Annotated in this window: 12 protein-coding genes; 9 read left to right on the top strand and 3 right to left on the bottom strand. The window is 50.4% G+C overall.

Translation table 11 applies throughout. The features are described 5' to 3' along the window. Positions 1 to 47: 47 nt before the first annotated feature. The 5 genes from ibpB (at position 48) to dcuR (ending at position 6,827) form a co-directional block, all read left to right on the top strand. A complete protein-coding gene (gene ibpB / locus CLR69_RS18110; protein WP_129707468.1) occupies positions 48 to 500 on the top strand; it encodes a small heat shock chaperone IbpB in 453 nt (150 codons plus the stop codon). 188 nt (positions 501 to 688) lie between these two features. Then, positions 689 to 2,347, top strand: a complete 1,659-nt coding sequence (locus tag CLR69_RS18105) for a putative transporter (RefSeq protein WP_129712944.1) — start codon at positions 689 to 691, stop codon at positions 2,345 to 2,347. Positions 2,348 to 2,874: 527 nt separating this feature from the next. After that, positions 2,875 to 4,287 carry an anion permease gene (locus CLR69_RS18100; RefSeq protein ID WP_129707464.1) on the top strand — a complete coding sequence of 471 codons (1,413 nt, stop codon included), beginning with the start codon at positions 2,875 to 2,877 and terminating at the stop codon, positions 4,285 to 4,287. Between the two features lie 196 nt (positions 4,288 to 4,483). Beyond that, positions 4,484 to 6,112 (top strand): sensor histidine kinase, encoded by a 1,629-nt coding sequence (locus CLR69_RS18095; RefSeq protein WP_129712945.1) that lies wholly within the window; start codon positions 4,484 to 4,486, stop codon positions 6,110 to 6,112. Continuing rightward, a complete protein-coding gene (dcuR, locus tag CLR69_RS18090) occupies positions 6,105 to 6,827 on the top strand; it encodes a two-component system response regulator DcuR (protein ID WP_129707460.1) in 723 nt (240 codons plus the stop codon). The genes CLR69_RS18095 and dcuR overlap by 8 nt, the downstream gene beginning before the upstream one ends. A 90-nt stretch (positions 6,828 to 6,917) precedes the next feature. Here dcuR and CLR69_RS18085 read toward each other — a convergent pair whose 3' ends face one another. Both CLR69_RS18085 and CLR69_RS18080 read right to left on the bottom strand, forming a co-directional pair. Then, positions 6,918 to 7,322 carry a MoaF-related domain-containing protein gene (locus CLR69_RS18085; protein ID WP_129712946.1) on the bottom strand — a complete coding sequence of 135 codons (405 nt, stop codon included), beginning with the start codon at positions 7,320 to 7,322 and terminating at the stop codon, positions 6,918 to 6,920. A 41-nt stretch (positions 7,323 to 7,363) separates the two neighbouring features. Beyond that, positions 7,364 to 7,921, bottom strand: coding sequence for a flavodoxin family protein (locus tag CLR69_RS18080; RefSeq protein ID WP_129712947.1), 558 nt, complete (start codon positions 7,919 to 7,921; stop codon positions 7,364 to 7,366). 104 nt (positions 7,922 to 8,025) lie between these two features. Here CLR69_RS18080 and CLR69_RS18075 point away from each other — a divergent pair, with 104 nt between their 5' ends. Beyond that, on the top strand, positions 8,026 to 8,424 hold the full coding sequence (locus CLR69_RS18075) for a winged helix-turn-helix transcriptional regulator (RefSeq protein WP_129707454.1): 399 nt from the start codon (positions 8,026 to 8,028) through the stop codon (positions 8,422 to 8,424). Positions 8,425 to 8,468: 44 nt separating this feature from the next. Here the strand turns inward: CLR69_RS18075 and CLR69_RS18070 are convergent, their stop codons facing one another. Then, positions 8,469 to 9,812: a 2-hydroxycarboxylate transporter family protein gene (locus CLR69_RS18070; protein WP_129712948.1), complete on the bottom strand. Its 1,344-nt coding sequence runs from the start codon at positions 9,810 to 9,812 to the stop codon at positions 8,469 to 8,471. 1,420 nt (positions 9,813 to 11,232) lie between these two features. Here CLR69_RS18070 and dppA point away from each other — a divergent pair. The 3 genes from dppA to dppC all read left to right on the top strand — a co-directional run bounded on the left by dppA (position 11,233) and on the right by dppC (position 15,011). Then, complete coding sequence (dppA, locus tag CLR69_RS18065) at positions 11,233 to 12,840, top strand: dipeptide ABC transporter periplasmic-binding protein DppA (RefSeq protein WP_129707449.1); 1,608 nt, start codon at positions 11,233 to 11,235, stop codon at positions 12,838 to 12,840. Positions 12,841 to 13,075: 235 nt separating this feature from the next. Then, the gene (dppB, locus tag CLR69_RS18060; protein ID WP_012772789.1) at positions 13,076 to 14,095 is read left to right on the top strand and encodes a dipeptide ABC transporter permease DppB; all 1,020 of its coding nucleotides are present in this window, start codon (positions 13,076 to 13,078) and stop codon (positions 14,093 to 14,095) included. A gap of 13 nt (positions 14,096 to 14,108) precedes the next feature. Beyond that, positions 14,109 to 15,011, top strand: coding sequence for a dipeptide ABC transporter permease DppC (dppC, locus tag CLR69_RS18055; protein ID WP_129712949.1), 903 nt, complete (start codon positions 14,109 to 14,111; stop codon positions 15,009 to 15,011). Positions 15,012 to 15,013: the final 2 nt, after the last annotated feature.

The following is a 15,013-nucleotide window of genomic DNA, read 5'->3' as shown; positions in this document are numbered from 1 at the left end:
TGCCCATAGGGGCACCATTAATCTCGCTTCTTAGAAGGAGTTATATTATGCGTAACTACGACTTATCACCTTTACTGCGTCAGTGGATCGGTTTTGACAAATTAGCCAGCTCAATGCAGGGCAGCCAGGAACCGATTGATTTTCCTCCGTACAATATCGAGAAGAAAGACGACAACCACTACCGTATTACGCTCGCGCTGGCAGGTTTCCGGCAGAGCGATCTGGATATTGAAGTAGAAGGCCCGCGCCTGACCGTGAAAGGTAGCCCGGCACCGTCCGAGAAAGCCGTGGAATATTTGCATCAGGGGCTGGTGTTTAAACCTTTTTCGCTAAGCTTTACGCTGGCTGAGCACCTGCATGTGTCCGATGCGCATTTTGAAAATGGCCTGCTGCACATCGATCTGGTGCGTGATGTGCCGGAAGCCTTGCAGCCGCAGCGCATCGCCATCGGCGGTGGCCGACCTGCATTGAACCAGCAGTCTGCTGAAGATGCGTCATAACGCGATATCTGCGCCTTAACCCGCGCACGATTAAACCAATAGTTAGCCGCGCCCGTATCATTACGGGTGCGGTTTTGTGTTACCCACCACGTTTCCTTCTCTGGCATTCTGCCAAAATCAAAAATACTTGTCGTAGAGTATGGCGTCAGTGGCATTTCCCAATAAAAACGTCCGCAAAGGATACGGGTATGAGTGATATCGCACTTACCGTGAGTATGCTGGCGCTGGTTGCCGTTCTGGGGTTATGGATCGGTAACTGGCGGATTTATGGCGTTGGTTTAGGGATTGGCGGGGTCCTGTTTGGTGGGATCATCGTCGGGCATGTTGCCCATCAGTACCAGATCCAACTGAATGATGACATGTTGCATGTTATTCAGGAGTTTGGGCTGATCCTGTTTGTCTACACCATTGGTATTCAGGTTGGACCGGGCTTCTTTTCCTCTCTGCGGGTATCTGGCCTGCGACTTAATGCATTCGCCCTGCTGACGGTGTTTCTCGGCAGTGTAGTGACCGTCATACTGCACAAACTACTCAATATTCCTCTGCCTATTATTCTCGGTATTTTTTCCGGTGCGGTAACCAATACACCTTCGCTTGGCGCGGGCCAGCAGATTTTGACCGATCTGGGTTCGAGTACAGCCTTAGTGAACCAGATGGGGACGGGCTACGCGATGGCATATCCTCTGGGGATCTGCGGCATTTTACTGGTGATGTGGCTGATGCGCGTGCTGTTTCGTGTCGCAGTGGATAACGAGGCAAAGCAGTTTGAGGCCAGCAACGGCCAGCACCATGAACAACTGCTCACGATGAATGTGTCGGTAACGAATACCAATCTGCAAGGACTGGCGATTCAGGACGTGCCGATTCTAAACCGCGACACGATTGTTTGCTCCCGCCTGAAACGCGGTGAGGAACTGATGGTGCCGTCGCCGCATACGCTGATCCAACTGGGTGATTACCTGCATTTGGTGGGCGCGAAGAACGATCTGGATCAGGCGCGTCTGGTTATCGGTAATGAAGTTGAGACATCGCTCTCAACGAGGGGCACCGATCTGCACGTTGAACGCGTAGTCGTGACGAATGAGAAGGTGCTGGGGCGCAAGATTCGTGAACTTAATCTGAAGCAAAATTATGATGTCGTGATTTCGCGCCTGAACCGTGCAGGTGTCGAGCTGGTCGCCAGTAATCAGGCCAGCCTGCAATTTGGCGATATTCTGAATCTGGTCGGACGGAAAACAGCAATCGATGCCGTCGCGGATATCGTGGGGAATGCACAGCAAAAACTCCAACAGGTACAGATGCTGCCCGTTTTTATTGGTATTGGGCTGGGCGTGCTGCTGGGCTCTCTGCCGCTGATGATTCCTGGGTTTCCCGTGGCGCTGCGGCTCGGGCTGGCTGGTGGGCCGCTGGTGGTGGCGTTGGTGCTGGGGCGTATAGGCAGTATCGGTAAACTTCACTGGTTTATGCCGCCCAGTGCGAATCTGGCGCTGCGGGAGCTCGGCATTGTGCTGTTCTTATCGGTAGTGGGATTGAAATCCGGCGGTGATTTCGTCGATACGTTATTGAACGGTGACGGGGTGTGGTGGATTGGCTATGGTGCGCTGATTACCATTGTGCCGCTGCTGCTTGTCGGCATACTGGCGCGCACGCTGGGCAAGATGAACTACCTGACGCTCTGCGGCATGCTGGCGGGTTCTATGACCGATCCACCCGCGTTGGCATTTGCGAATGGGCTACACCCAACCAGCGGTGCTGCTGCGTTGTCTTATGCGACGGTTTATCCGCTAGCGATGTTTCTGCGAATTATGTCACCGCAGTTGTTAGCCGTACTTTTTCTTACTCTCTAAATGTTATCAGATGGATAAAAAATAATATTTCTTCGCTGAATAATAGCGATTTGTTTTTTTATTTTTGAATAAATAAATACCTGAGTAAATAAATAAGGAATAGATAACTTACTGTCTGGGAAAGAATTATATTACCACTATGGGGTATAAGGTTTTTTTATCATCGAATTGTCGTTACCTTCGTTAAATTTATGTTCACGGGATGTCAATTATTATTGAATTTTAAGGATTTTTATCTGGAAATTAAAACCGTGGCAGTTTCTTAAATAAATTAATGAACCATTTTAGTAACTAAAGTAACACTATTTTGCAGGCGCATTATAATACTATCTCTTCATTAATCACATGATTTGATCAGACGAGAGAAGCACCCTGAATCCTTGTTTTCTCGTCTTTTTTTCCGCAGATGATTCCTGTTGCGTTGTTTCAGCAGGGTGACGAAGGAAGAATAACGAAATACCCCACTCCTCCGCTCGGGACATCCGTCGTGAATACTGAATTCCGTTTTAATGAAGAGTGGTGTTCTTATGTCTGCGAATAACAGCAGGTTTATAAAGCTTCTAGTTATCCTTTGTATTGCCGGTGGCTTATGGCTATTACCGGTTCCCGATGGTGTTAAACCTGATGCCTGGCATCTGATGGCGATTTTTATTGCTACGGTTGTCGGTCTGATTCTCTCTCCTTACCCGCTTGGCGCGATGGCGATGTTCAGCCTGACCTCGGTTGCCATATTAGGGTTATTATCCATTAAAGAGGTGTTAGCGGGTTTTAGCGATCCCACTATTTGGATGATTGCCTGCGCCTTCTTTATCTCTCGTGGCTTTATCAAAACCGGTTTTGGCCGACGCATTGGCCTGCTGTTCATCAGCAAGCTGGGAAATAGCTCTCTCGGTCTGGCGTATGGTCTGGTGTTTACCGATTTGCTGTTCGCTCCGGCGATGCCTTCTACGTCCGCTCGTTGTGGTGGGATCATCACTCCGCTGTTCCGGTCGATTGCCGAAGCCTATGACTCCACGCCGGAAAAAGGCACGCAGCGTCGCATTGGCGCGTTCCTGGTGCAGTCTATTTTCCAGTGTAATGCCGTGACTTCTGCGATGTTTATGACCTCCATGGCGGGTAACCCGATGGTGGCGAAGCTGGCTTCTCAGTTTGGTATTCATATCAGTTGGACTGACTGGGCATTGGCGACACTGCTGCCGGGCTTCCTGTCTTTGGCGCTGATTCCTTACCTGATCTACCGTTTCTATCCGCCTGAACTGAAGAAAACCTCCGAAATGCGTGCGATCGCCGTCGAAAGATTGCGTGAGATGGGCAAAATGACCCGCGATGAGTGGGTGGTACTGGGCGTTTTCCTGGGACTGGTGACCTTCTGGGTACTGGGCTCTACGCTGAATATCGACGCGACCCTGACCGCGCTGGCTGGTCTGAGCGTGCTGTTGCTTAGCCGTGCACTGACCTGGGACGACGTGGTCAGTGAGAAAGAAGCCTGGCACACCGTGGTGTGGTTTGCCGTACTGATGACGCTGGCTGGTCAGCTCAACAAAATGGGCCTGATTGCCTGGCTGGGCGGATTGGCTGGTAATGCGGTTAGCGGAATGCACTGGCTGCCGATGCTGGGTCTGCTGCTGCTGGTTTACTACTACAGCCACTACCTGATGGCGAGTGCGATTGCCCACATCAGCGCCATGTACGCGATTTTCGTCTCTATCGCGCTGGCAGCCGGTGCGCCGCCAATGCTGACCGTACTGGTATTCGGTATCTTCAGTAACCTGTTTATGTCTACAACCCACTATTCCAGTGGTCCGGCACCGATTTTGTTCGGCACTGGCTACATGCCGCTGGGAACCTGGTGGAAGATTGGTTTCTCCATCAGTCTGGTCATCATCCCTATCTGGCTGGGTGTTGGCAGCGTGTGGTGGAAACTGCTCGGTTTCTGGTAAAAATGCGGATATCCCCGCTGGCTTTCCTGATGCGAGACATTCCCGATACGGAAAATGTATAGCAATACGTTAAGCCTGATTTCCTTTCTTCAAGCCTACGCCCTGTCCCTGTGACGGGGCGTAGGCATCACGACACGCGAAACGCGACGAAACAGTATAAGATAATGGTGTGATGATGGTTGTTTCGGAGAGTGACATGGGCAAGAAAAAAGCACCGCTAAAGCTGGGAACATCGGTGTTTCTGATGGTGTCAGTTGTGCTTGGTGCGGTGTTGCTGGTGGTCTATTCCCTGCTGTTTTTTCGTATTAATCAGCTTTCAGAAGATCATCTGCGAGAAAAAGCCTTTGCCATTGCTCGCACATTTGCGGCTTCTCCTGTTGTTATTGATGAACTTAAAGGGATTGGCCGACCGGAGGAAGTGCAGATTGCTGCGGAGACGATCCGTCAGCGTAATCAACTGCTCTTCGTCACGGTCACAGATATGGATACAGTGCGCCATAGCCACCCTGAACCGGAAAGAATTGGTGAGCATTTTGCCGGCCGGGATATCTACCCGGCGCTGTTGGGGATGGAAAATACCTCAATCAACCGAGGAACGCTCGATCCTGCATTGCGGGTATTCACTCCCGTTTTTGACAACAACCATAAGCAGGTTGGGGTCGTCGCGTTGGGGATTGCCTTAACCAGCGTGCAGAAGGTGATTAGCGATAACCGCTGGATGATCCCCTGGACGTTATTGGCGGGGGCGCTGGTTGGCTGGCTTGGCACGTTGATTTTGGTGAAGGTGCTCAAGCGTATTATGTTGGGATTCGAGCCGTTTGAGATCTCGAACCTGTTTGAACAGCGTAACGCGATGCTCAAACACATTAAGGAAGGCGTTATCGCGGTCGATCAACATGGCCGGATTACGGTAATCAATGACGAAGCGCGGCGGCTTTTCCGGCAGAATAAGCCGCAGGGCGGTGAAACGTCTGCTGCGAAGCCAGCCGAACGCGTCAGCGAACAGTGGCTTGAGCACCTGCACCTGAAACAGGTGCTGGAGAGCGGTACGCCACGACGCGATGAAGAGATTAACTTTAATGGGCACCTGTTGCTGACCAACACCGTTCCGGTTTTTGTGAAAGGCGATATTATCGGTGCAATTGCGACGTTCCGTGATAAAACGGAGATCAGCCAGTTGCTGCAACGGTTGAGTGGGATGTCCTACTATGCGGACGCGCTGCGTGCGCAGTCGCACGAGTTTATGAATAAGCTGCACGTCATATTGGGGATGTTGCACTTAAAGTATTACTCGCAGCTAGAAGACTATATCCTGAAGACCGCTAATAATTATCAGGCGGAAATTGGCTCGATTATTCGTAAAGTGAAATCGCCAGTGATTGCTGGCTTCCTGTTGGGTAAAATCAACCGTGCGCGCGATCTCGGTATTACGCTTTCCATCAGTGAGGAGAGTCTGCTGCCGGATACCGATGATGTTGATGCTACGAATGAATTGATTACCGTATTGGGTAATCTGATTGAGAATGCGATGGATGCGATTGATGGGCAGGAAAACTGCGAAATTAGCGTGAGCTTCCATCATCAGAATAGCCGCCTTCACTGTACCGTGGGGGATGACGGCCCCGGCATTTCACCGGAGAGCCAGGCGCGCATTTATGAACAGGGATTCTCTACCAAAGGCAGCGGGCGCGGTATCGGCCTGTACCTGACCAAACAGAGTCTGGAGAAGATTGGCGGCACTATCGAGTTTGAATCAGAACCTGAGGTGTACACCCAGTTTTTCGTTACTATTCCTTATCAAGCAAGGCTGTTTGACCATGATTAATGTACTGATTGTTGATGACGATGCCATGGTTGCAGAGCTTAACAAATCTTATCTGAACCAGGTTTCTGGATTTAGCTGCTATGCGACCGTCCCCACGTTGCAGCAGGCGCGAAACCTGCTGATGCAACCTGACTCGGAAATCGATTTGGTACTGCTGGACATTTACATGCAGCAGGATAATGGACTGGATCTGCTGCCGACTATCCGTGAATTCAGTGAAAAGACGGACGTCATCATCATCTCTTCTGCCAGTGACGTGTATACCATCAAAAAAGCGCTGCACTACGGCGTGGTGGATTATCTGATTAAGCCTTTCCAGTTCTCGCGTTTCGAACAGGCACTGACGGCCTATCGCGAAGAAGCGAACTTATTCAAGCACCGCGATTTTGTTGGGCAGTCTGATATCGATAATTTGATTCGCCGTACGAGCAGCAGCACTATCAGTGAGCGTAAGAAATTGCCAAAAGGGCTAACCAGCCTGACGCTGCGTACCGTCTGCGAGTGGATTGAAGGTAATCAGGGGATCGAATTCTCCACCGAAATGCTGGCAAATGCGATTGGCATTTCGCGTGTATCCTGCCGTAAGTATCTGATCTACTTGTCCGATACCGGCATTCTGACCACCAATATCCTGTACGGCTCGACGGGGCGACCGGTTTATCTGTATCGACTGTTGCCAGAGAAACAGGACTCGCTGCGTCAGTACTGTGAATAAATAGCTGTGAATGGGACCGGCAGAAATAGAAACGAGGCGGGAGCGATCCCGCCTCGTGTTATTTGTGCCGATAGTAAAGGGATGAAACGTTTATTTAATCTCGACCAACGTTCCCTGACGGCGAGAAATGGAGCCATCTGGTAGTACGATGTTGGTATAAGATACGCCGTTTTTGAAGTCGTCCACATGTACCACATGCTGCCCCGCACGTCGTGACCAGTAGATCATATAAACCCCATCACCAACCTTCGTGGTTGTGATTGCCACATCCGCCTTGTTTTTCCCATCGGGAGACGTAAACGTCATTTCAGACGGTGATTTGAAATCCAGACGGAATTTCTGATCGCCAAAATCGACATTATAGGACTTGCCGGTGGCGATGAACTCTGCTGCTGTTGCCAGTGGAACGGCATGAGGATCGGTTTGCTGAGCCGCAACCGTAGTGCCAGTGGCCAGCAGGCCGCTCAGTAATAAAATAGAAAGTATTTTTTTCATTCTTGATGGTGTTCCATGTGAGGTGGAGGGATGGTTGCTTGTCATTCGCCTTTGAAACGACGGGCAATGTCTGCAACTCGTGTGCCGTAGTGTTTTGCGGTGTCCACATCGCCAGAGGGGATCGCCTCTGTGCCTGCATCCGATGGGGATTGGGCAAGGAGACCGACGGAACCGCCGAGGTTGTTGACATCATTCCGCGTAGCGGCAAGGGTATTCGATGGCGCAAGCCCCAGACTGACCCAGATCCCGCCATGCTGAGACGCGAGTGTTTGCAGATAAATCAACGTGACTTGCTTATCGCCGTTCAGGCTGGCGCTATTGGTAAAGCCACCAAAAATCTTGTCCTGCCATGCACGGGTAAACCACGCTTTGGAGGTCGCATCGGCAAATTTCTTGAATTGCCAGGGCACGGAGCCCATGTAGGTCGGTGCACCGAAAATGATGGCATCCGCCGCATTCAGCGTTTCCCATCCTTGTTCATCGATATGGCCGTCAGCATCAATCGCAACGAGTATCGCATCAGCGCCTTCAGCAACCTCTTCCGCAATACGTTTGGTGTGCCCGTATCCAGAGAAGTAAACAACGGCAACGTTCGTCATGGTGTTTCCTTATTCAGGTTAGGATTTAACGGTAATAAGGTATATATTAGAAACCAACATAACAAGAAGTTACCTTGAATCTACTAAGTTTACTCGGGTATACCATGATCAAAAATTCAGCGATTGATAGAAAGGAAACGGAGGCAGGCGAGCAGCGTTATAACGTTTATTTACAAGGCTGTCCGGCGCGGATGGTGCTTGAACGTCTGGCCGATAAATGGGCGTTGCTGATAGTGGGCCTGCTGAGAACAGGGCCACTGAGATTTAATCAACTGCGGCGTGAAATTGAAGGAGTATCACAGAAGGCGCTGAGCCAAACGTTGAAGAAATTGGAGCGGGACGGCTTGCTTTCCCGCAAGGCATTCCCGACGGTGCCGGTTACGGTGGAATATGCTCTGACTCCGTTGGGTAAAACATTATCGGAAGCGGTTGAACCGCTGGCCAGATGGGCTGAAAAAAATATCGAAGACGTTTTATTGGCACAATCGAACTATGATCAATAAGGTTTCCCCCTGATTGGGGGAAACCGTGATACTAGAGAGTGAAATCAGACAACCCAGCCCAGCAGCAGCGTTGCGGCGATGACGGTAGACGCGCCACCGATACGGGTAGCGATCTGTGCGAACGGCATTAGAGACATACGGTTAGAGGCGGACAGAATCGCCACGTCACCTGTACCACCCAGACCGCTGTGGCAAGTCGTGACGATGGAAGCTTCAATAGGGTACATATTCAGATAAGGCGCAATCAGGAAGCTCACTAGCGCCATGGATAGCACCACAGAACCACAGACGATGACGTAACCTATTGAGAATACGGCGACGACGCTCTCCAGTGGAATATACAGCATGCCGAGCCCGATCATCAGCGGCCACACCAGAGAACTGGATACGAATTTATAAACGCTGTGCGCACCGGTTTCCATGACGGCTGGAATAACGCGTCCGTATTTGCAGAATACGGCGATCAGAATCATCAGAACCGGGCCAGGGATATGTACCAGTTTCTCAAACAGGCCACCGATGATGAAGAAGGCGCAAATCATCAACAGCCCGCCGCCCATCAGGTGAAAATCAACCGGCTTTGGCGCTTCGTTTACGGCAAACATCGCGTTGTCTTCATCGCTGCGAACCAGACGACCTTCGCCGTTCAGATCCTTACGGCGCATACCCAGACGAGACAGCACACCAGCGCACAGGATAGCAAAGATGTTACCGACGACGGCAGCGGGCGCTAACTGAGCAACATAAACGTCCGGGCTTTGTCCCAAAATGGCGGAATAGGCTAATGATAACGGCAGGATACCTTCACCAATACCGCCACCGATGATTGGCACGATAATGAAGAAGAAAGTGTGATAGACGCTGTAACCGCACAGTTTACCGACCAGTAAACCGGTTGCCAGCGCTGTCGCGGTGCCGATGACCAGCGGGACGAACATGCGCACCATCCCCTGAATCAGGATTTTACGGTTCATGCCCAGAATGCTGCCGACGACCAGACAGGCGATGACGAAATACAGGAAGTTGGCCTCTTTCATCAACAAGTGTACGGTTTTCATGGTGTTGTCATTGAATAGATCAAAATACACCATAACGGAAGGCACCATCAGGCACAGAATTGCCGGGCCACCGATGTCTTTGAACACGGGAATGTTGCTGCCAATGTGCGCCAGTAAGAAACCCATCGTCATGATGACGGCGAAGCCGCCAATCATATTTTTAGGCAAATATCCCTCGTAGGCGGCGATAGCGACAATGGCGGCAATCACCATAAAAAGCGCAACGGGAACGGAGCCGACTTTCTTTTTAAAAAAGCCTCCGATAAACGATTCTTGTGTTTCCAGAGCGAGATTGTTCTCACATAGAATATCAGTTTCAATTTTTTTCATTATATTCACCCTGCTAGGACAGTTGGTACAGAAAGAAATTACATCCCTGCCATTGCGATATTGATAGTGCATCGTTATCGACGTGGACTATTGGCTTTTTTCCCACCGATATCGGTGTGATTATTGAGCGTTGCTAATACCAGTGGCGGTGGAATGTTTATTATCAGAAAGCAGAACGTTCGTTTTTTTGTATTTTTATCAGTTAGTAACAAAATGGTAAGGAATGATGGATGTTATTTAACAATGAATCACTTCTGAGGGTAATCTAGCATGATGAAATGTTAAAAATAATACGTTAATTACGTATTTGTGAACTTATCAGCAACTCCATTTTAAATAACTTACGTCATTTTTTTGTAATTAAAATAATTTTCTATGAAAGGAGGAGGAACTAAAACAGGAGGGAAGATAAATAATAGACTGAAAAAATACCACTTTATGGGAATAAGTAAATAGCGTAATTTCGTTTTAGTGAAAATATTTATTTAATTAAAATAGCCAATTAATAATTGAGCAATATCATTTTCTCGCAGGTACATGCTTCTGACGAAAGTGTAACCACTTTGCTCCCACCTCGCCCACGGTAACAGCATCTAGCCTTATGATAAAACTCGTAGAGAAATACGATTTAGCACACACTTTGACCAATTGATGTTACGGACAGCAAAGTTTTTTTATGTAGCGTAGATAGTCATTATTTTGCTTATGGCATCATGGTAAATATCATAATTTCTTATCACCCTTCAGAGTTTTCACCTGCCGTTAACGTTTTTAACAAAAAATAGTGCTCAAATCTTGGACATGTAAGACCAGATGACTATAGTTTTTTTAATGGTGATAATTTCTTTATGTCAGCAATGTATCGGTTTTTATCGCTGTTTTTTCATAAAAAGGCAAAACATCCACCTTTTGTAAGGTGATGAGCTTGTATTTTCTCTTTTAAGAAAATGTAAGGAAATTTTGTAAATCCTTACTGCTTATATTGACGTCACCGTCATCTGTTGAGAAATTGAGTGCGTCATAGGGATATAAGGAGGAAAGCAGCGGCTTGTCTGAATGATTCTACGTCTTCATCCAGCATCCGTGAGCGGGTTGTGGCGCTTCAAGGTATAGGTTGTAGTTATTATGACTATATCTAACAGTGTGCGACTATCGGTTGTAGCAATCACCATTCCTCTCCCCATTATTTTGATTTTGCCTTCGGGCGACAGGGTACAGACCGCAGCACATAAAAATACAGGTCTGGCCAACCATACCCAATTAATTTCGAGATGCAGGACAGGACATCAGCGTTGTTAACATCTGTGTTTTTAGCGATCGCGCTTTTAACGATCATGCTTTTAACCACAGTATTAACGCGTATGCAGCTTGGAGTCGGGCGGGTATAGCACACAACATCATCCACAATGGAGCATAAGTAATGGAAAAGTCCCTGGTTAAATCAAGGGTGTTGAAGTTCGGCCTTGGCTTGCTCGCCATGTCCGTCGCTGCAGGTGTTCAGGCAAAAACACTGGTTTACTGCTCAGAAGGCTCCCCGGAAGGTTTTAACCCACAGCTGTTCACCTCCGGTACGACGTTTGATGCCAGCTCTATTCCTATTTATAACCGCCTGGTGGAATTCAAAGACGGCACCACGGACACCAGTCCAGGGCTGGCTGAGAAATGGGATATCAGCGAAGACGGCAAAACCTACACCTTCCATCTGCGCAAAGGCGTGAAATGGCAGGACAGCAAGGATTTCAAACCTTCCCGTGAATTCAATGCCGATGACGTGATTTTCTCCTTCATGCGTCAGCAGGATGCCAACCATCCGTACCACAAAGTGTCTGGCGGCAGCTACGAATACTATCAGGGTATGGGGATGCCAGAGCTGGTCAGCAAAATCGAAAAAGTTGACGACTACACAGTCCGCTTTGTGCTGAACCGCCCTGAAGCGCCGTTCCTGGCAAACCTGGCGATGGACTTTGCTTCCATCCTGTCAGCGGAATACGCGGATAAGATGCTGAAAGCCGGTACGCCGGAGAAAATTGACCTGAACCCAATCGGTACAGGCCCGTTCCAGCTACAGCAGTACCAGAAAGATTCCCGCATTTTGTACAAAGCCTTTGAAGGCTTCTGGGGTACTAAGCCGGGTGTTGACCGTCTGGTCTTCTCCATCACGCCAGATGCTTCCGTACGTTATGCCAAGCTGCAAAAAGACGAATGCCAGATCATGCCGTATCCAAATCCGGCCGATCTTGCTCGCATGAAAGAAGACAAAAACATCACGTTGATGGAACAGCCTGGCCTGAACGTCGGCTATCTGGCCTACAACGTTGAGAAGAAACCGCTGGATAACGTCAAGATTCGCCAGGCGTTGAACTATGCGGTTAACAAGTCAGCCATCATCGATGCGGTCTATCAGGGCGCTGGTCAAGCGGCAACCAACCTGATCCCACCGACCATGTGGGGCTACAACAACGACGTTAAAGACTACAGCTACGATCCTGAGAAAGCGAAAGCACTGCTGAAAGAAGCAGGTATGGCTGACGGCTTCTCTATCGACCTGTGGGCAATGCCAGTACAGCGTCCGTACAACCCGAACGCGCGTCGTATGGCGGAAATGATTCAGTCCGACTGGGCGAAAGTGGGTGTGAAAGCCAAGATCGTCACTTACGAGTGGGGCGAGTACCTGAAGCGTGCGAAAGACGGCGAGCACCAGACCGTATTGATGGGCTGGACGGGTGACAATGGGGATCCAGATAACTTCTTCGCGACCCTGTTCAGCTGTGATGCTGCCAAAAATGGCTCCAACTACTCCAAGTGGTGCTACAAGCCATTTGAAGATTTGATCCAACCGGCGCGTGCTGTTTCCGATCACGAAAAACGTATTGAGCTGTACAAGCAAGCTCAGGTTGTGATGCACGATCAGGCTCCGGCACTGATTGTCGCGCACTCCACCGTGTACGAGCCAGTGCGTAAAAACGTGAAAGGTTATGTCGTGCAGCCGCGTGGCGTGCATAGCTTCAACAACGTGACGTTGGATTAAGTCAGCCACTCGATTTTCACGGACATTGAAAACCCCGACCTTGCGGTTTCTCGTTTGAGGAGCCGTGGAGGCGGGGTTTCTTGCCCGTTAAACTTTTTATAGCTGACTTCCCTGCCTGCTTCCCTGTGGGCCGTCGCACACGACGTTTAAAATCGCTCCTGGCGATTTTTTAGCTGTGAGCAATGATAAGCCTGATGGCCAATGAGCCAACGGGCATGAATAGAGAGTTCGGGATATGTTGCAGTTCATACTCCGGCGTTTGGGGCTCGTTATCCCAACGTTTATTGGTATCACCTTGTTAACCTTCGCATTCGTGCACATGATTCCGGGTGACCCGGTCATGATCATGGCGGGGGAACGTGGTATTTCCGCCGAGCGCCATGCGCAATTGCTGGCTGAAATGGGGCTGGATAAGCCGCTTTGGCAGCAATACATTCACTATATCGGCGGTGTGTTGCAGGGCGATCTCGGGATTTCCCTCAAGAGCCGCATCCCCGTGTGGGAAGAATTCGTGCCTCGCTTCAAAGCGACGCTGGAACTGGGTATCTGCGCGATGCTGTTTGCTATCGCGGTTGGGATTCCGGTTGGTGTGCTGGCTGCGGTCAAACGCGGTTCTATTTTCGATCATACCTCTGTTGGCCTGGCGCTAACGGGCTACTCCATGCCTATCTTCTGGTGGGGCATGATGCTGATTATGCTGGTCTCCGTGCAGCTCAACCTGACGCCCGTCTCGGGGCGCATCAGCGATACGATTTTCCTCGATGACAGCATGCCGCTGACCGGCTTTATGCTGATTGATACCCTGTTCTGGGGCGAGAAAGGCGATTTTATCGATGCGGTTGAACACATGATCCTGCCTGCCATCGTGCTGGGTACCATTCCGCTGGCGGTGATTGTGCGTATGACGCGCTCCGCGATGCTGGAAGTGCTGGGGGAGGATTACATTCGTACCGCCCGCGCCAAAGGGCTGAGCCGCCTGCGCGTGATTGTCGTGCATGCGTTGCGTAATGCGATGTTGCCGGTGGTGACGGTAATTGGTTTGCAGGTCGGCACCATGTTGGCTGGGGCGATCCTGACGGAAACCATTTTCTCCTGGCCGGGTTTGGGACGGTGGTTGATCGATGCGTTGCAGCGTCGTGATTATCCGGTGGTTCAGGGCGGCGTGCTGCTGGTGGCGACCATGATTATTCTGGTTAACCTGCTGGTGGATGTGCTCTACGGTGTGGTTAACCCACGCATCCGTCACAAGAAATAAGGGGAAGGCTAAGATGACACACGTCACTGAACCTGTTGTAAATAGCGCACCGCAGCCGATGACCCCGCTACAGGAATTCTGGCACTATTTTAAACGTAACAAAGGGGCGGTCGTTGGCATGGTGTATGTCGTGCTGATGCTGATTATCGCCATTGGCGCCAACGTGTTGGCACCGCACTTACCTGCCGAGCAGTTCCGCGATGCGCTGCTTCGTCCGCCAGTCTGGCAAGAAGGTGGAAGCTGGCAGTTTATTCTGGGAACGGACGACGTCGGGCGTGATGTCCTGTCTCGTCTGATGTATGGCGCACGCCTGTCGCTGCTGGTCGGCTGTCTGGTGGTCGCATTGTCGCTGGTGCTGGGGGTGATCTTCGGCCTGTTGGCTGGGTATTTCGGCGGTGTGGTCGATGCGCTCATCATGCGTATCGTCGATATCATGCTGGCATTGCCGAGCCTGCTGTTGGCGCTGGTGCTGGTGGCTGTCTTCGGGCCTTCGATTGTTAACGCCTCGCTGGCGCTGACCTTCGTGGCGTTGCCGCACTATGTCCGTTTGACTCGCGCGGCGGTTCTCGTGGAAGTTAACCGCGATTATGTCACCGCTTCACGCGTGGCGGGAGCCAGCTCGGCGCGCCAGATGTTCGTCAACATTCTTCCTAACTGTCTGGCACCGCTGATTGTGCAGGCTTCTCTCGGTTTTTCTAACGCCATTCTTGATATGGCTGCTTTGGGTTTCCTCGGTATGGGCGCACAGCCGCCAACGCCAGAGTGGGGCACCATGCTGTCGGACGTTTTGCAGTTTGCGCAAAGCGCCTGGTGGGTGGTGACGTTCCCCGGTCTGGCAATCTTACTGACGGTATTGGCGTTTAACCTGATGGGGGACGGTTTGCGTGATGCTCTCGACCCCAAACTCAAGCAGTAATA

Source organism: Pectobacterium zantedeschiae (genome assembly GCF_004137795.1).
In the GTDB taxonomy this organism is placed as follows: Bacteria; Pseudomonadota; Gammaproteobacteria; order Enterobacterales; family Enterobacteriaceae; genus Pectobacterium; species Pectobacterium zantedeschiae.
The sequence above is the reverse complement of the archived record's forward strand: the minus strand, read 5'-3'. Positions and strand labels throughout refer to the sequence as shown.